13 protein-coding genes are annotated in these 19070 nt (G+C 37.5%); 8 read left to right on the top strand and 5 right to left on the bottom strand.

Annotation, left to right across the window (positions count from 1 at the left end; genetic code table 11):
- Positions 1 to 17: 17 nt before the first annotated feature.
- From G4Y78_RS11430 to G4Y78_RS11415, 4 genes are all read right to left on the bottom strand, one after another.
- Positions 18 to 1187, bottom strand: a complete 1170-nt coding sequence (locus tag G4Y78_RS11430; protein ID WP_163833146.1) for a nitroreductase family protein — start codon at positions 1185 to 1187, stop codon at positions 18 to 20.
- 93 nt (positions 1188 to 1280) lie between these two features.
- Positions 1281 to 1592, bottom strand: coding sequence for a RedY protein (locus tag G4Y78_RS11425; protein ID WP_222937688.1), 312 nt, complete (start codon positions 1590 to 1592; stop codon positions 1281 to 1283).
- Positions 1593 to 1625: 33 nt separating this feature from the next.
- A complete protein-coding gene (locus tag G4Y78_RS11420) occupies positions 1626 to 3434 on the bottom strand; it encodes an aminotransferase class I/II-fold pyridoxal phosphate-dependent enzyme (RefSeq protein WP_163833145.1) in 1809 nt (602 codons plus the stop codon).
- 78 nt (positions 3435 to 3512) lie between these two features.
- Positions 3513 to 3785 carry an acyl carrier protein gene (locus G4Y78_RS11415; protein WP_163833144.1) on the bottom strand — a complete coding sequence of 91 codons (273 nt, stop codon included), beginning with the start codon at positions 3783 to 3785 and terminating at the stop codon, positions 3513 to 3515.
- Positions 3786 to 4044: 259 nt separating this feature from the next.
- Here G4Y78_RS11415 and G4Y78_RS11410 point away from each other — a divergent pair, with 259 nt between their 5' ends.
- The 8 genes from G4Y78_RS11410 (at position 4045) to G4Y78_RS11375 (ending at position 17872) form a co-directional block, all read left to right on the top strand.
- Positions 4045 to 5199: an acyl-CoA dehydrogenase family protein gene (locus G4Y78_RS11410; RefSeq protein WP_163833143.1), complete on the top strand. Its 1155-nt coding sequence runs from the start codon at positions 4045 to 4047 to the stop codon at positions 5197 to 5199.
- A 114-nt stretch (positions 5200 to 5313) separates the two neighbouring features.
- The gene (locus G4Y78_RS11405) at positions 5314 to 5730 is read left to right on the top strand and encodes a DUF6041 domain-containing protein (RefSeq protein WP_163833142.1); all 417 of its coding nucleotides are present in this window, start codon (positions 5314 to 5316) and stop codon (positions 5728 to 5730) included.
- A 168-nt stretch (positions 5731 to 5898) separates the two neighbouring features.
- Positions 5899 to 7602, top strand: coding sequence for an NAD(P)/FAD-dependent oxidoreductase (locus G4Y78_RS11400; RefSeq protein ID WP_163833141.1), 1704 nt, complete (start codon positions 5899 to 5901; stop codon positions 7600 to 7602).
- A 36-nt stretch (positions 7603 to 7638) separates the two neighbouring features.
- Positions 7639 to 10341: a PEP/pyruvate-binding domain-containing protein gene (locus tag G4Y78_RS11395; RefSeq protein ID WP_163833140.1), complete on the top strand. Its 2703-nt coding sequence runs from the start codon at positions 7639 to 7641 to the stop codon at positions 10339 to 10341.
- A gap of 262 nt (positions 10342 to 10603) precedes the next feature.
- A complete protein-coding gene (locus G4Y78_RS11390) occupies positions 10604 to 13057 on the top strand; it encodes a thiamine pyrophosphate-dependent enzyme (protein WP_163833139.1) in 2454 nt (817 codons plus the stop codon).
- A 13-nt stretch (positions 13058 to 13070) separates the two neighbouring features.
- Positions 13071 to 15617 (top strand): aminotransferase class III-fold pyridoxal phosphate-dependent enzyme, encoded by a 2547-nt coding sequence (locus G4Y78_RS11385; RefSeq protein WP_163833138.1) that lies wholly within the window; start codon positions 13071 to 13073, stop codon positions 15615 to 15617.
- A 60-nt stretch (positions 15618 to 15677) separates the two neighbouring features.
- Positions 15678 to 16217: a VOC family protein gene (locus G4Y78_RS11380; protein WP_163833137.1), complete on the top strand. Its 540-nt coding sequence runs from the start codon at positions 15678 to 15680 to the stop codon at positions 16215 to 16217.
- A gap of 182 nt (positions 16218 to 16399) precedes the next feature.
- Positions 16400 to 17872, top strand: a complete 1473-nt coding sequence (locus tag G4Y78_RS11375; RefSeq protein ID WP_163833136.1) for an FAD-binding protein — start codon at positions 16400 to 16402, stop codon at positions 17870 to 17872.
- A gap of 68 nt (positions 17873 to 17940) precedes the next feature.
- On the opposite strand, the gene G4Y78_RS11370 is transcribed toward G4Y78_RS11375, so the two are convergent.
- Positions 17941 to 18876, bottom strand: coding sequence for an IS1595 family transposase (locus G4Y78_RS11370; RefSeq protein WP_163830705.1), 936 nt, complete (start codon positions 18874 to 18876; stop codon positions 17941 to 17943).
- Between the last annotated feature and the right edge of the window lie 194 nt (positions 18877 to 19070).

The raw sequence follows: 19070 nt of genomic DNA, 5'->3' as shown, positions 1-19070 counted from the left end.
TGTTTTATATAATTCGACTAAATAGTATCTTTGATAAGCAACTGATTTTTTGCAACTCGCGACGTATTTTGAAAGGATGATGTTGCCAGGCCTACTCGAGCAATAAAAACAAGTTGCCCTTTAATCCCCAAACGCTTTTCCATCTGCTTACGTACATGATCATGTTGCAGTAAAATACTTAATGGGTGATATGATAAGCCATTTGCTGTTGCAGCTAACCAACTATCAACCACACTAGCACCAGCTATAATTGTTTGTTTGACGGAGGGATTATCATCAATAACAATACCAACACACAAGTTACCATTTTTTACCAGTGCCGCCATTTGATTAGCAATGTGTTGATGAAAACTAAAATAATTCAGAATAAAAATGACAACTGGGTTAAATAAAATAGCCAACCCTAATCGTCGAATGAAACTACAAGGCCCAAATAAACTTTCAATAGAAAACCCAACAGGCTTGTTAGTAGATAAAAAATGGATATACCGATAAGTTTCTGACCAGGCTTGGTTGTGTTTAAAATCTAACCCTGCATATTGCTCCACTAAATCAGTAATTGTTCGAATCTGCCAGGATTGATTAAAATTAATTATCTGATTATTTTGTTGATCATATAGCTTGGCATATTGTAAGACATTTTCATTATTAATATTCAAATCTTGAAAAGACAGTGGTAAATAATGCCCCCGATTAGTTTTTCGAGCCCTTACTAAATCAACGAAACGAGTATACAATGACTGTAAAGTAAATTGCTCTGATTTTTTTGATATGTCAGGATTGAACTTAACAATCACTGCTAACCTGGGTTCTTTAGTATCATCAACCCAAGTCAGCAATGGTGTTTTTTCATAATATTGTTTTTCTACAATTAAACAACCAGTCAGATGTAATAAACGCAGTAAAACTTGACAGAAAGCGCCTAATGATAAATACATTTCATGCTGGTGCGCCATCAGACTTTTCAAACAGCGTTTGCGATCTACTCCTAATAAAATCACATGATAGCCAGGCTCTTCCAGAAATGAATTACTTACCTCTAACTTAAACAGCTGTTTTTTATGAGCATCACCTTCTACTAATAGACAGAACCAAGGCTGACTATTATGCGATGAAGGAGACCACTTAGCAATATCGACACAGTCCATCAAATGATTATGGAAAGTTTCTTTTATTCCTTTCTTCATTGATATACACAGCCTGAAATTTCATCAATCAACTATTATTTTCCTATAGAGACTGATTAAATTTAAAATTAAGAATATAAAATTTTAATTCAATTAAATCCAATTATAACCTGGCGATACTAAATCTAGTTTAACTTCTTCAACCACCACCGCCAAAGCAAAAAAATCATTTTCTAAAGATTTAAATAATGTTGTTTGCATATCTTGTTCAAAACGATTTAGATTATTTACAAAAATTATTTCGACATAGTCAACTCCATCAGAATTTCCCTGAACACGATGTACCGCAAAACGGTTAACTCCTTTGAGAGAACTACAAGCTATATAATCTTTTTCTTTAACCCAATTTTCAAAATCCAGCGATGTCACCCCATCTTTTAATTTTATTTTATGGATTATTAACATAATTACTCCAGTAATAATATAGTTACGAAAAATTTAATGAATAATACCAAGGTCACGACCTGCTGTTGCAAATACATCTAACGCTTGATTTAAATCAACATCTGAATGTTCAGAACTAATACTAATTCTTAAGCGTTCATCTCCATTACTTACTCCTGGATAAACAACTGTTTGGCAATAAACACCTGCTTCACGCACTTTTTTCCCAAATGCTAGGGTAAGCTTTTGATCTTTAATCACAATAGGAATAACAGCACTTTCACTATGCTCTGTATCAAACCCAAGTCTATTAAGCTCTGCTTTGAAATAATTAATATTTTTCCATAATTGTTGTAACCGCTCAGGTTCTGACTGCATCACCTCTAGTGATGCAATTAAACCAGCAGCCACATGGGCAGGAATGGTTGCAGCAAAAACATAAGCATTAGCAAAAAAACGTAAGTACTGAATGACTTCTGAACACCCACAAACAAAACCACCAACCCCTGATAGTGCTTTACTAAATGTCCCTAACTCTAAATCAATCTGACCTTTTAATCCAAAATGTTCTGCAGTGCCACTACCAGTTTCACCAAGCACACCTGTTGCATGGGCATCATCTACCATTACTTTAGCATTATATTGCTTGGCAAGACGTACGATATTTGGTAAATCACAAAGATTACCGTGCATACTGAAAACACCGTCAATAACAATAAGTTTGCCTTCAATATCCTTACAATGATCACTCAATACTGTTTCTAAGTGCCCCATGTCATTATGACGATAAATTTTAACGGCTCCACCAGATAACTTTGCCCCATCCATAATGGACATGTGATTAAGCTTATCAACTATTATAGCGTCGTATTTTCTAACTAAAGCAGAGATAGTCCCAACATTTGCAGAGTAACCTGAAGGAAAAACAATAGCATCTTCAGTACCTTTAAAATCTGCTAAGCGTTGTTCTAACTCTTTATGAAGATGGTTTGTGCCCCCAATAATACGACTACCTGTATGGGTAGCACCGTATTTACGAACAGTGGTTTCAATTGCTTCAAGTACTTTAGGGTGGTTTGCTAATCCTAAATAATTATTTGAAGCCATCATAATAAATTCGCGTTTCTCTTGCCTGATTTCATCATAAATTAAAACGCGTCCATTACTACGACTCAGCATTGGCATTCCATACCAATAACTACCATCTGTAGTCTTGGCTTGATAAAAGTCATTAAATCGGTGTGCTTTAGCAAATAAATCAGGACTTCGATATTCATGAAAATCCTTCATGGTTAATTGTTCAATATTTTCAGTTATTGGCTTTGGTTCACCAACAACTATTTTCATAAAGGCGGTAATGTCATCTAGAGACTGGCAGTCATCAATACTAATTGTTGACTTCCCTTTTGCAAGTTTAACTGCATAACTTTTGATTTGGTCACATTCATGAGCTGTTAAACGACTTGCTAAATATTGGTCTCCACTTAATGAAAGATCAAATGCTTGAGCAATTTTCTGGTACCAAGAATTGGTGGAATCCTGGCTAGCATTTTCTGTAACATTATTCTCTGTAACAGTAGATTGGGTATTTCTAGAGCTGTTAACTGTTGATAATTGGGGTATCTTATCTGAAAATGGCAGTACGCCATCAATAATATCACTTACTACAACACAATTATGGATATTTGAAATCAACTTTGAATTAAGGGTTTTATCTATTTCTGTTAACACACCATGTAAAGTAATCGAATCAATTCCTAACTGAGCTTCCAACTCTGAATCCAGAGCTAGAGTGGACTTATCATAGCCAGTATGCTTTACCAGTATGTTTATGACATATTGTTCAGAAATTGAATTATCCATTCACAACTCCAGTAACGTTGTAATGTTTCGCTTCAGGAAAAAAATTTATATATCATGATCAACAGTATATATTTAAATTTATTGTTCAAGATAATCCTGTACCATATGGCAAATTGCTGATATTGAATGAAAGTTTTCTGGCTTTATACTTTCCATTGGAATAAGCATACCAAATTCCTGCTGTAAATAAGCTATAAGTTCAAAAAGCGATATTGAGTCAAGTATATTTAGTTTAAGTAATGGTAAATCGTCATCTAATTTAATACCACCAATATCTCTTAAAGAACAAATATAACTTTTTATTTTTTGCTTTATTATATTTTGATCAATTACCACTTGATCTACAATCATAATTTCCATCCACCATGCTTATTAATATATTTTTTAGTGAACCTTGAACAAATCTGATAACATCCCTAGAATAACAACTGATAATTTTATACTCCTATATTCAAAGCATTTAAATCAACCTGTACTTTGGGACAGCTTTCTATCCTTATCATTAAAGACATAATCATGTTATAACCATAACGATAAGTCATTGAGTACCTAGTAAATCATATTACAACAGGTTAGGGATTATAAACCAACCTACAGAAAAGGTGTTTAAATGGATTTAGGGTTAACCAGTGAACAACAAGCTTACATAGAGAGTGTTGTTAAGTTTTCAGAAAAAACGTTTGGATCAATAAACGTACAATCTATTAGTAGCTCTGATTTTAATGAAAAAAATTGGAAACAAGCTGCAGAGTTTGGTTTTACAGGATTGCCTATTCCTGAGCAATGGGGTGGCTCCGGCTTAAATGTCTTAGATACCATGCTCATGGTAGAAACATTTGGTAAAACCTGTATAGATATGGGACTCATATTCTCATTATGTGCACATATGTTCGCCTCTACAGTGCCTCTTTGGAAACATGGCTCAGAGTATCTGAAGGAAAAGTATCTTACTGATTTAGCTCAAGGAAAATTAATTGCAGCAAATGCAATTACAGAGCCTGGCTCTGGATCAGATGTTTATAGTATGAATACTACAGCAATACCTTCAGCTAAAGGTGATTACTTTTATTTAAACGGTGAAAAATGTTTTATCACTAATGCTCCTGTTGCAGACTTATTTCTAGTATATGCCAAAACAGATACTTCTCATTCATTCTTAGGCGTTAGCTGTTTTATCATTGACCGCAATACTCCTGGTTTACAGGTTAGTTCTAACAGGCAAAAAACAGGGCTCGCTACAACTCCTTGGGCTGATATTTATCTAAACGACTGTAAGGTCCCATCAAACCAGCTACTAGGCTCTATAGGAACAGGAGCAGCAATATTCCACGAGTCAATGATATGGGAGCGCAGTTGCTTATTCGCTGCTTATGTGGGTGCAATGGAACGAGTACTTAACCAATGTATCGTTTTTTCCAAAGAGCGAAAACAGTTTGGTAAACCTATTGGCCATAATCAAGCGATATCTAACCGTATTGTTGATATTAAAGTTCGTTTAGAAACATCCCGTTTATTACTCTATAAAGTAGGCTGGCAAGCAGATCAAGGAAAACCTAATGAGTTAGATGTTGCTCTCAGTAAATTATGGATATCAGAAAATGCAGTACAAACAGGCTTGGATGCTATTCAAATTTTTGGTGGGATGGGAGTGTCTAAAGAAGTTGGGATCGATAAATTATTACTTGATGCCTTACCTGCTCGTATTTTTTCTGGTACATCAGACATACAAAGAGAATTAATTGCCAGACATATAGGACTTCGGTAAACAGGGCTATGTAATGACGATATTATCATCTCAATATCGATTTATATAGCTTATTTTACTTTAACACCTATTAAAACCATCAAAAACACCATGAAATTTATAAAGCGTGAAAAAATGAAGATTTTACAGAAAATAGTAGGAATTATCTATGTATTAGCAGGCTTGGGTAAAGCATTTCCCCAATTGGAGAATGTGAGTGAAGTATTGCATAATGCCTTACTAGCTAATCAAAATACCATTCTTGAGGGGGTCAGTGAATGGTTATATTTAAACTCAGCATTTATCAACATTTTTGTTGGGATAGCATTATTTTCTTCAGGGCTAGTATTACTAATAAACAAGTCACTGGTAAAAGCAGCCATTATTGGACAAATACTAATGCTAATCTGTTTCATAACTATTTTACATAAAGCCTATTGGCAAATATTTATAATAGATGGAGTTTTATTTTTCATTGCTCTCATTTTATTACTAAATCAGCTAACACCATCATTCAAAGATAAAAAACAAAGAAATTTACAAACTCTTTAGTCTAAATATATTATTAGCTAATTATAAAAACGATGACTAAATAAACTTAGATATGTAACGATAAGCGAAATAAACAAACCTCACTGGATTATGTGAAACCATCTCTGATCAAGTGAAGCATTAAAAACAGATAAAACCAATATAAAATTTAATCCAAAGCAGCGTCAAATGACAAATAAAATCAGAATATCTTCCCATAGAAATAGTGTTGTTTTTCCAACATTTCCTAGCAGCCAATATGAGTCTATGGCAACCTCATTACCAAAACTTAATCATAAGCCAATAATAAATACCAAAACGTATGAAGTCGTTATTGTAGGTGGAGGTTTGTCTGGACTAACTGCAGCATGGCAGCTAAAAAAGCACATTACTGGTTCTATTCTACTACTAGAAAAAGCAGATCAATTAGGAGGAAATGCCTGTTCAAATAACTACCATGGCTTGCGCTACTCTACTGCTGGTACTTGCTTTCAAAAGCCTTCTTTAGATAGCCATGTAGGTCAATTATTAACTGATTTAGAACTGTGGAACCAGTGGCAGGAAACAGAGCAAGATACACTCGTACTATTTGATAGAAAGCGGTTAATCAATAGTTTGGGGGAAATATCCCTATCATTTTTAAAACAACCAGTAGCTTTATTAAACCCAGCACTTTTAAAACTAACAAGCAATCTAATCTCAGGTACATTTAAACAACAACGTTATATTGCTGCTTCCAAGCATTTAGGTAACCCAGTATTTTCTCCTTTATTCTCCTATCTAAAACAATTTACAGTGACTGAAAAGTACCCTGAAGTCCCTTGGCATGAGCGATGTAAATGGACAAGAGCTGAGATGGAACTGTTTGACTCTATTTCTTTGTATGATTTATTCTGTAACCCTCAAGTTCAAGCTAAACTTCCCAAAACCCTTTTGCCAAAAATTAAACTGAGCTCATTAGTACTTAATGCTATCGATACGACCCTTCGAGTAGAATGTTTATCTAGCAAAACTGTTTCAGCTTATGTCGGACTTTATTTCTTAGTTGGTTACCTTTATGGTACCTTAGTTGCTTTTCCTGGTGGGAATGGTTTTATCTCTCAACGGTTAGGTAATCGCTTAAATAAATTAGCTAACTACCAGCAGCACTGTCAGTCAAGTGTGCTTTCTATAACTTCTGATAATAAAGGTTATCTGGTACGCTATGAACAAGAAAATCGACTATATGAAGTACATACAAAAGCAGTGATTTGGGCTGCTCCTAAATTTAGCGCCCTCAGTGCAGTAAACAACTTACCTGAGAAACAAAAAACAGCAATAAAAAAAATAAAACATCACGATTATTGTGTTGCAGCTGTATTTCTTAAACAACCTGTCTGGCCAGAAAACTTTGGGGGTTATTTAATAGAGGATTCTATACAACAGCTTTATCAAAATAGTTGGTGCCGCACAGGTGCTTGCATAGTGGCAAACTGGCAAGATCCCGGCTGTTCAAGCCAAACAGGCATATTCACACTTTTAAAGCCAGTTGCTCTTCCTGATGATCAAGGAAAACTACAAAAGGTAAGTTTCACTGAACTACAAAAATCAGCGTACCAAGAAGCAAGTGATATTATAGCTGCAGCTGGTGTATCAGCAAATTTAATTACCGATATTAAGCTTTGGCGTTGGAATAAAGGGTTAGTAGCTGCTGAAATTGGGCAACTTAAGAGTGAAGTATTTAACCAGGCATCACGACCCTATGGTGGGATTTTTTTTGCTAATCAGGATAGTGTTGGAATAGGCAATCTCGAATCAGCCGTATTTTCCGGCCAACACACTGCAAATGATACCAAGGCCTATTTAGATCAATGGTATTCAGCTTCATCTCTAAGTAATAAACAAGCTATTTGATGTATTTTTTCACTGATATATTTGGATATAAAGGTAATGAACAGCCAACCTCAATTTATAGAAGTTGTAGGTAATAGTGAAAACAGTAAACAATTAGGTGGTAAAGCAAGCTCATTAAGTAAATTAATAAATGCCGGCTTTCCCGTACCAGCCGCCTATTGTGTCACTGTGTCAGCTTACCACTCTTTTTTATCTGAATCAGGACTTGATACTTGGATTAGCAATCAAGATACCATTGATGCTGATACATGTGCAGAAATTCGTAATAAAATCCAACAAACAACATTACCTGTATCTTTACATACCAAGATTATTGATGCTTATAAAAAAATTGGTAGTCAACGGGTTGCGATACGATCCTCCGCAACTAATGAAGATGGTATCGCCAACTCCTATGCAGGCCAATACGACACCTATTTACATATTGAAGGTGACCAATCCGTTACCGATTGTGTAAAACGCTGCTGGGGATCAATTTGGACTGACAGAGCCCACACTTACCAGGTCACTAATACCCAGGACTTTTCACTGAAAGACTTAAAAAATCGGGGGATTGCTGTTGTTATTCAGGAGATGGTTGATGCAGATATTGCAGGTGTCCTGTTTACTACTGACCCCATTAACGATGATACCAGTTGTATTGTCATTGAAGCGTGTTGGGGGTTAGGTGAAGGCGTTGTCTCTGGTCAGGTCACAACAGATACTTTTGTCGTCACTAAAGATAACTTTAAAATAGCGCACCGTGTTATTCGTCAAAAACTGGTAAGGTCGGGTTACTCTAAGCAAGGAGCAATAGAGTTACTCGACGTTCCTGAAAATAATATAGAAAAACCAACCCTTACTGATGAACAAGTACAAAGACTAGCAAAACAAGCTCTTGCAATACGCCAACATTATAATCAAGAGCTTGACATTGAATGGGCAATAAAAGATGACAACATCTGGATTTTACAAGCAAGACCGGTAACCACAGCAAAACAAACAAAAAAGCTTTATGCCGATACTGCAGAAACTAGTGACTTTATTCGTAACAATACAATGTTCTCCAGAATGGATACCGGAGAAATCGTCACCGGGTTAATGTCTCCTCTTGGTTTATCATTCTGTCGCTTTTATCAACATAATATTCATGGCCCTGCAGTAAAAACCATGGGGTTACTTGATATCGGTCATTCACAACATTATATGGGTTATATACAAGGTCATGTGTATTTGAATATATCAGCATCAGCACAATTGCTTACCCAGTGTCCACCCACCCATGATCCAATGAAGTTTACAACCCGCTACGCAACAGATTCGGTGGACTTCAGTCACTATGTAAATCCTTATGGTAGTCCTGTGAGTGGTGTAAAATACCTAAAAAGCAGTCTTTACTGGTTTGGCTGTCAAATTAGAAATATGGCATCTGCAGGTGCTATTGTGAAAAAAATGGTGGAATTAAGAAAACAAGAAACCCAACGCTTTCACAAACTTGATTTAAGCTCAATGAACCTAGCCGATTTAAATCAAGAATTGCAACGTATTGATAAGTATTTTTTAGAGGCTTGTGCAGCCTATATGCCTTTCTTTCTACAATCATTTGCCTTATATGATTTACTTAAGGAATCATGTGAAAAGTGGCTAGGTGACACCGCTAATGGTTTGCAGAACCGTATTAAGGCCTCAATGAATGGTCTTAGAACGATTGAAGTGACGAAAAGCATTGCAAACTTAGCCAACGAAGTCAAACAGTCGCCTCATTTAACCAAGTTATTTCTTAATACACCCGTTGTTGACTTACCCGAGGTGCTAAAGCAGGATAATAAAGGTCGAAAATTTTGGTATGAGACATTTGCAAACTTCTTAATGGACTTTGGTTCGAGAGGTCATCAAGAATTCGAATTAACCATTCCTCGCTGGAATGATGACCCTAATTATCTTCTTCAGGTAATTAGGATGTATCTTAGTAATGAGATAGAGCTTGATTCACGGCTTGATCATGTTAACCAACTACGAGCAGCAGATACTCGACAACTCTTATCAAAACTCCCGTGGACAGCCAGGTTAAAACTAAAATTGGTCATTGCAGCCTATGGCAAAATGGCTGAACGAAGAGAAGCCACTCGTCCCACTTATATTGCTGAAACCTGGTTCTATCGTAAAATCATCTATGAAGTAGCAAGTCGTTTAGAAAAACAAGGTACTTTAAAGTCAGATGATATACCTTACATCGACTTTAACGATTTACGTGACTATATTGCTGGTAGAAAATCAGCAGATGACGCTTTTCCAAGAGAAAAGATTAACCAAAATAGGCATGACCATTTAGCAAACCAACGTGTCCAAGAACCACCAATGGCTTTAATTGGTGCTTACACTCCCAAAAGAGCAAATCAGTCTGTCATAGTAGATGATAGTAGTATTCAAGGATTTGGAGCAAGTCCTGGTACAGTTTTAGCGCGAGCACGAGTAATTACAGACTTAAATCAACAAGCAGAAACCTTTCAACAAGGTGAAATTCTGGTGGCAAAGTTTACTGATGCTTCCTGGACTCCTTTATTCGCTCTAGCAGCTGGTGTGATATCTGATATTGGCTCAATGTTATCCCATAGCTCTATTGTATCCAGAGAATTTGGTATACCTGCTGTTGTTAATACCATGATTGCGACGCAACAAATAAAGACAGGTGATTTACTTTATTTAGATGGGGATACTGGAATTATTCGAATTGAAGAAAAAAATCAAAACACCCCCTGATGTGCATGAGTTTAAAAATTTCTAAAAGGTATTTATAGAGCTGCATATAATCAAAGCAAATGGTTTTTGGCACAAGGGGGCGACCGTCGAGTGATAAAGCCCTATAAGCTTATGTTTTTATAAATGACTAGGATGACACGCATTAACTGCATTTCCACCTTCCTTGGTGGTCAAGAGCGACGATTTATGCCCTTTAGGGTATAAATAAAATTATTCACGAAGAGTATAGACCAGGCTAACCCATCAATAGGCAGAAAATAATATGGATATTACTATTGGGATTGTTGTCATTACAGAAAGTAACTATTTTTTTGAAACCGGACTTAGTGCACTAAGTGACATGCAGGGGAAAGTTATCCAGCATGTTACAATTGATGCAGATATTAATTATAAAGTTATCCCATCTACTCCTCATCCAGTATATAATGAAGCCAAAACTAAAGCGATTCAGTTTCTGAATAAACGGAAAGATCATATCCATGTCAAGATAATCCAAGCAAACTCGCTTGCTCGTGCTGCGACAAAAATTATTCATACACCTATTGAGCAACAGAACAGCCAACTGCAAATAGGTATGATATATATTGATTACAGCTCTTCTGCAACGGATGCATTAACCCCACAAATTATTGATCAACAACTTGTTGACTTCTATAGCCAAATAAAAGCATCAGATGTTCCTTCCTATTATTCCTCTTTTTCTGTAGCAGCTTTTACGAATCCCAATAGCAGCAAAATACGCTATCAGCCCATGCATTACATCGAATGTGTCTTACCCACAGAGCGCCCTATTTTACAAACAGAGCTAATCTGTTTATGGATGGATTTTTTCGAAATGAGTTATGCAAACCGCCGGGTGAAACCAGTAATCAAGGGTGTGCATGATAATATGTTGGGCGAACAATTAGTCAATCTGTTATCCAGCAGAGCTGGCTTTAACTGGTTATTTTTTTATTTTACTGGTTCTATTGTTTCATCACTTATTAACTACATTGAGTCTTTCACTAGCCAGAATGATATTCCAACCCTTCGTGGACCAAGTGAACATAGTTTGGCCTGTGGGGCTATGGCTAATTGGCAACTTTATCAAAAGCCTTTCATCATTGTCGTTACAAGCGGCATGATTGATGAGTTTAAAGGAACCCTAGCTAACCTGCGTGAAGCCAGAGCCAAAGGTATTATTGTTTGTGCAGAAAACAGAGCCAGTCAATGGTTTGCATTTCAAGGTACCATTTCAAAAGATGAAGATACCCGTGATGTTTTAACAGCCTATCGCATTCCCTATGTATACATGGAGAATATTGATAATGTACAAAAAGATTTATTAACAGCGATAGAATTATATGATGCTGAACAAGGTCCAGTAGTACTACTAGTAACCCAAGCTGTACTCGATGCCACTAATCATATAAATCTTAGCTTTCCTGAGCCAGCCGATAACAAATTTACTTCTTCATACAACTCAACTACTCAGGCTAATTTAGATGCTGTAATGGATATTATTAACCAGGGCCCAGAAAAATTATTATGGCAATGCGGGCCAATGGAACAAGATGAATTGGAATTGACCCTTTCCATTGCCGATCGTGCCGGCATTGCACTGGTTGACTCACTGACTTACCCAGGTGTTGTTCCTAAATTCTATCAAGGCAAGCGTAACCCAAATTATTTAGGTACTTTAAGCATTTACGGTTATACACCACGTGTTTACAATTTTCTTCATACAAATAACAAGTTAAACTCAACTACAGAGCAATGCCTGTTCTTCTTAAAAAGCAAACTTGCACAGATTGCTACTCCATTCCCTGAAGGCAGGCTGGAAAGAAAATTGAATATTGTTCAGCTGACAAAGAAAAAAGAGCATATTGCACCTTTTACTGACTATCCATTAGTAATGAATTACCGTAGTTTTCTTGAATATGTTGATAAACATCTGGCTGTTGCAGATTCACTACGTACTAAACGCAATCGTATCATTACCTCATTATCTGATACGCCCTCTGATGTTATCAATAAACTCCCCAAACGACCAATGAGCCCTAATTTCTTTTTTGCTAAATTAAATGGCTTAATTGAGCGACTTATCATTGAACACCACTATGATTATACAGGGCTTTTTGATGTTGGCCGTTGTGGGATCTCTGCAATAAGAAATTTGGCTAAAACCAGAAGAGGTTTTTCCGGCTGGTATGGTAGAGCATTAATGGGCGACGCTTTATTAGCTACTTTAGGTATAGCTTATACTTGCCCAACCAACATATTGGCATTTATTGGTGATGGTGCTAAGGGCGTAGTACCTGATATTTTACCAAGCTTGATAGAAAATGCTCTTGCTCATCCAGGCAAGTTGAAAAAAAATATCACTATTTTTTATTTTTTAAATGGTGGCCATTCCGTTATTAATACTTACCAGGAAAGAATTCTCTTTAAAAAAACCTCTCGACAAATGCGACTAGTGAATATTCAACTACCAGACTGGGAAGAAAATATTTGTGGTTTAAAAGTTAAATCACAAACATTAGAAACCTTTGACCACCAAATGCTTGCCAGCGCTTTACTAGAACCAGGTCGCCTTAACCTATTTTCTGTTGTTGTATCACATAATAATGAGGGAGATGGACTCAGTCTAGCAACAGCTACTGGATGGCAACGCGACGAAGCGACCACAAGGGAATCAGTCATTACCCAAGAGCCCTCTTCTTTAATTGAAGCATAAAGGTAGTTCTACGATGAAATTTGGATTTATTGCACACCCAACATCTATCGAGCTCAAACGCTACGTAAAAATGCTTGATTTGTTCGACAGAGCCACACAGGATTTACATAGTGGCTATGACCGACAGTTATGGAGCCACCGAAATTTGGTTCCTTTTGTTGACTTTGGGCAAATTCAATCAGCTACAGGTGCTACCTGTGAAGGTGTTGTACATTATTTGCCAATGACTGCTGAAGAAATGCTAGCGTCAGCGCGTACTGTACAACAACGTATTTTCGATGGCATATCTGCAATGGAAAGAATGGGTGCCAGCTTAATAGGCCTGGGCGGGTTTACTTCCATTATAGGCAAACGTGGTCTAGAAACAGCTAAACAGGCTAAATTACCGGTTACAAGTGGTAATTCACTTACAACCTATGCTGGCTATAAAGTCATATGTCAACTAATAGACTGGCTGCAGCTTAAGCCAGATGAAATAAGCATAGCCATTGTAGGTTATCCTGGTTCAATTTGTTTATCACTAGCCAAACTACTACTAATGCTAGGTTGCCGGCTTGACTTAGTCCATAGGACACGTGATGCCAACAAATCAGAAATTTTAGAAGATATTCCAATAAAGTGGCATGAAAAAATCACAGTAACTGATAAGATTGAAGACTGTTATCGGCGTAATTTAATTTATGCCACTGCCACTTCATCTGGCGACATTATTGATCCACAACAGCTTCAACCCGGCTCAATTGTCGTCGATATTGCCTTACCAAGAGATGTTAAAAAGCCCAAACAATCACGCAATGATATTTTGCTTATTGACGGTGGCTGTGTCACAGCATCTGAACAAATTAAACTGGGCGGCGAGTCACTACATTTAGGTATAAAACAACAACTGAATGGCTGCCTGGCTGAAACAATGGTTCTAGCACTTGAAGAACGGGCCGAATGCTTTTCTATTGGTCGTACCTTAGCTCCAGAAAAAGTACTGGAAATTGGTAAACTTGCTGAACAACATGGTTTCACTACTTTACCGCTAGCGTCTTATGGTCAGCGCATAAGTAAAGAAACTGTTTATAGCTTACGTCGGTTTCACCAAACTCACTTCGCTGACAATAGTATCGGCATAAAGCCCTTTGACAACTTAACATCGTTCAACTCAACCCAAACTGATACTCACGCTGCAACTTTGCATCGATTTCGTAGTCATATAAACCCAATGATGGCTGATTTTCTCCAAATGCAACATTGTGATCGGGTATTTGAACATGCGGAAAAATGTACGCTTACTGATACCAACAGTCGAAAATTTCTTGATATGGTTGCCGGTTACGGTTGTTTAAACCTGGGCCATAACCCCACTGAAGTCATTAAGACAACACAACAGTTTTTACAAAATTCATTACCTAATTTCATTCAATATATTTCTATTCCTCAACAAACCTCTTTGTTAGCTGAGCGGCTATGTGAAATTGCCCCTGGTCAACTAAAAAGAGTCTTTTTCAGTAATTCTGGGGCAGAAGCTGTTGAAGCAGCAATAAAACTCGCTAAAGCAGCTAATGGGCGTCCACAGTTGGTTTATGCAGACAACAGCTACCATGGCAAAACACTGGGAGCTTTATCCATTACTGGTCGTGAAAAGCACTGTAAACACTTTCGACCTTTATTACCTGGTTGTATCAATGTTCCTTTTGGCGATATTGATGCTTTAACAGAAGTATTAACTTCTCAAACCGTCTCCGCTTTTATTGTTGAACCTATCCAAGGTGAGGGGGGAGTACATGTCCCCCCCCCAGGTTATTTAAGTGCAGCACAAGCCATTTGCCAAAAAACAGGAACACTTTTTATTGTTGACGAAATTCAAACAGGACTTGGCAGAACAGGTAAACTATTTGCCGGTGAATGGGAAAACATCACGCCAGATATACTTATTCTAGCAAAATCCCTTTCAGGGGGATTAATTCCCATTGGCGCCACACTTAGTACAGTAGATGTGTGGGATGCTGCTTATGGTTCCAGTGGCCGTTTTTTACTGCATACATCAACATTTGGCGGTGGAAACCTTGCAGCTACTGCAGCAATCGCTGCAATTGATGCTATAGTAGAGCAAAAACTGGCACAGCGCGCAGAATCCCTAGGTAATTATTTAAAACAATCACTGGAGCAGATTGCAGCTACTTATCCTTTTATATCTGAAATTCGTGGTAAAGGGTTAATGCTTGGTATCCAGTTCAAACAAAACTTTGAAGGCGCTATAGAGGCTTGTGCCCATGAATTAGCAACCCGGTTTCCTGGCGATTGGTTCCGTACTTACCAGTTTTTACCAGATGAACTAAAGTCTCATATGACCGGAGTCATCAAAGAAATGGAAAAATCATTAGCCGAAATGTTTTGTATGCGTTTTGTAACAAAACTGGGTAATGATCATCAAATATTAACCTTCGTTACCGCCAATAGTTCTACAGTAATGCGGATACAGCCACCACTCATTATCACTAAACAAGAAATTGATTACTTTGTTGAATCCTTTGCCACCGTCTGCAAGGAGATGTCAACGTTTATGGATTAACCCATTTTCTATCACTCTGCATGATGCTGAGAATAGAACGTTTTTAGTAAGGATATTACCATGAGATTCAAAGGCATTAGTCATGTAGAGTTTTCGGTACTTAATTATGAAGAATCAATAAAGTTTTATGATCGAATGTTTGGCTGGCTAGGGTATAACAGTTTTTGGACAATGAATTTGGGTTATTGCTCTACCTATTATGTGGCTCGGTACCCATTCCCTCATAGTTATATAGGTATCCAACCGGCAGAAGCAGGTGCAAAATTAACACCTAATGAACACGCTACCGGGATTCACCATATTGCCTTATGGGGAAAAGGCAAAAAAGAAATCAATCAATTTTATGACGAATTCCTATTAAAAGAAGGCGTTACTGTCACCGATACTCCTGCTGAATACCCAATCTATGCACCAGGCTATTATGCCGTCTTTTTTACTGATCCTACTGGTATTCGCTGGGAGCTAGCACATATTCCAAGCATCCCTACGCCCTGGAGTATTCTGAAAACCCTGAAAGCACTCAAACAAAAGGGAAAAAACCACCCAGCTAAAGAAATGATTCGCAACCTGCCATCCAAACAAGATTTAAGTAAAGCTTAAAAGTGACTTGGTATACTCTTCGCGAATGATTTTTAGGGTTTGCTGTCGTCATTCTTCACCCTAATCATTTATTAAATTGGGGCTTCATCACTCGACAGCCGCACCCTTGTACCCTTTAGGGTATAAAAACTATTCACTTTAACTATATAAATCTGTTGTTGAATAAATTAAGGAGAATACAGTTGACAAAAACACTCACTCGTAGAAGCGCCATTAAGGAATTCATCACAGCAGGGGTTATCATTGGCTTCAATTTACAAACACGCAGCTGGGCAACAGCAGATACTCTTTTCAATACCCAGTCAATTACATTGGCTAAGGATTTTCCCGACTTTGAAGGTGAACTACTTACAGATAGCGATTCACTGCAAAAAGCATCTGATGACTTTGGCCATATCATTCATCATATCCCCAAAGCCGTGCTAAAACCTGCTTCAGTGCAAGACATTAGCAAAATGGTTAAATTTGCCATGCACCATCAGATTGATGTCGCTGCTCGCGGCCAAGGCTTTTCTACAACAGGTGAAACCCAAGCTGAAGCAGGAGTCGTCATCGATATGGCCACTTTAGCCGCCATTAAAACAGTTAATACATCAAGTGTCTCAGTTGAAGCAGGCGCTAGCTGGCTAACTGTATTAGAACACACATTAACTAGCAAACAAACTCTCCCCACAGTGCCAGATTTTCTCGAGTTAACTGTCGGCGGTACTATTTCCGTTGGCGGCTTTGGATCTCAGTCTTTCCAATTTGGCACATTAGCTGATAATGTATTGGAATTGACAGCAATTACTGGTAAAGGTGAATTAATTAACTGCTCACCAACCAGAAACCCTTCATTATTTCACTCCCTGCGATCAGGGTTAGGTCAGTTTGGTATTATTGTTGAAGCTCGTCTCAAAATTGTGCCAGCTCCTTCTCAAGTTAGACTTTATCAGCTTTATTACGATGACTTGTCACTCTTTATGAAAGACAATCTCCAGCTCATTACTGATAAACGCTTTGATACCGTTCAAGGAGGAGCAGAGCCTAATAATTCAGGTGGCTGGACATTCAGCTTGCAAACCACTAAATACTTCGAAACAGGTAATGAGCCTGATGATGATATTTTATTAAATGACCTCAGCTACAATATAGACACTACAATTATTCAGAGCTTACCTTTTTTCGCTTACTTAAATAGGCTAGCTCCTATTGTTGAACAATTAAAAAAAATAGGTGCTTGGTACTATCCTCACCCTTGGTGTCCTCTATTAGTCCCTGGTATTCAAGCTGAATCATTTATTTCTGATACACTCTTAAATTTAAACCCAGCTGATTTGGGTGGTGGCCCTATTCTACTTTCGGCATACTCTTGTCCCCCTTTTAAATGTCCATTATTTCAAATTCCCAAAGGCCATTACTTTTTTTATTTGTCTCTGATGAGAAATGCCACACCACCAACCAATGAACGTGCTTTAGAACTGATGCAAACCAATAAACAGTTATATGAGCAAGTAAAAGCTATTGGTGGGGCTCAATATCCAGTTGGCGGTATCCCAATGACCTCAGATGATTGGAAAGCACACTATAATCGCAAATGGCGCTTGATTAAAACCCTTAAACATTGGTATGACCCGAAATTAATCCTGGGTCCAGGTAGAGGGATTTTTCAGTAATTCTGAACTACCGACATCAAAGTAAGATGTTTCTCTGAATATAAATAATTACCTAATTATCATCATACCTAAGCTATATTTAGTAGCTTACCTGGTAGTGGAGGTGTTCTCAGTGCTACAAATGCTAGCCTAGGAATAAATTCTACTAAGCTAAATCTTCGATTAAATCGATACTGAAATTCAGCAAGATAACGTTGTGCATATTTAGCGCGAATAGCATGATAAGTACTACGTAAAGCACTTTTTAAGTTTCCAAGGATGGTGTTAACCCAATAAAATTCAGGTTCCTCTACTGATGCACGACCACCACCGCATACAATTTTATCATGAAGACAACCTGCTTCTATGACACCATTAAAACAGGCCAGTCCATCGGAGATTACGGTACTGCCCTTGGCCAAATTCTGCCTACTCCAAGCCGTTATCTCTTCTTTATTAAACCCTTTTAAAATGCTCAGTTTAATTCGTGTCGGTTGACCTTGTTTTGTTGTTTCTACGGCTGCTACAAAAGGTATTTTCCCATCTGCTCCCCTACCTCTTTTGCAACCTGTACGCTCACCACCAAGATAGGCATCATCAATTTCAATAAAACCCGACAATTGCTTGGTGCCTTCTCTTTCTTGCATCACTTTCATGAGCTTATGTTTCATTCTCCAGGCAGCTTGATAGGAAATACCTAAATGGCGATGTAATTCTATGGCTGATATACCTTTTTTGTCTTGGGAGATCAAATACATCCCTTGGAACCAAGTCTTTAATGGTAATTTGGTTGATTCAAAGATAGTACCTGCAGTTACAGATGTTTGCTGGTGACATTTATAGCACTGCTGAAGCTTTCTAGTAGTGAGTTGACAGCATTTGTCGTATCCACAATTGGGGCACTGAAAACCTTCTGGCCATCGCAATTTGTATAAGGTATTAAAGCATTGTTCTTCTGTACCATATTGTTTGAGAAACTCGTTTAAACTCAGGCCTTTTTGAAATTGAACTTTGTTGATAGCCATTATTTATACCTTCTCAATTAAGTTTCCATGCTGTTCAAATATACAGCAGCTAATGGCTTAGGTATAGTGATAATTAGGAATAATTATAAGAATTCACTCTAAGCGGTTTAATTCATTTTCTGACTCATTTTGATAGTATTATAGCTTTTAGTGACAACCTAAAAGCTATTCTCAAAGGGTATAGCACTTTCTAT

Origin of the sequence: Spartinivicinus ruber (assembly GCF_011009015.1) — a bacterium.
In the GTDB taxonomy this organism is placed as follows: Bacteria; Pseudomonadota; Gammaproteobacteria; order Pseudomonadales; family Zooshikellaceae; genus Spartinivicinus; species Spartinivicinus ruber.
Note: the sequence above shows the minus strand (reverse complement) of the source record. Positions and strands in the feature narration are given on the sequence as shown.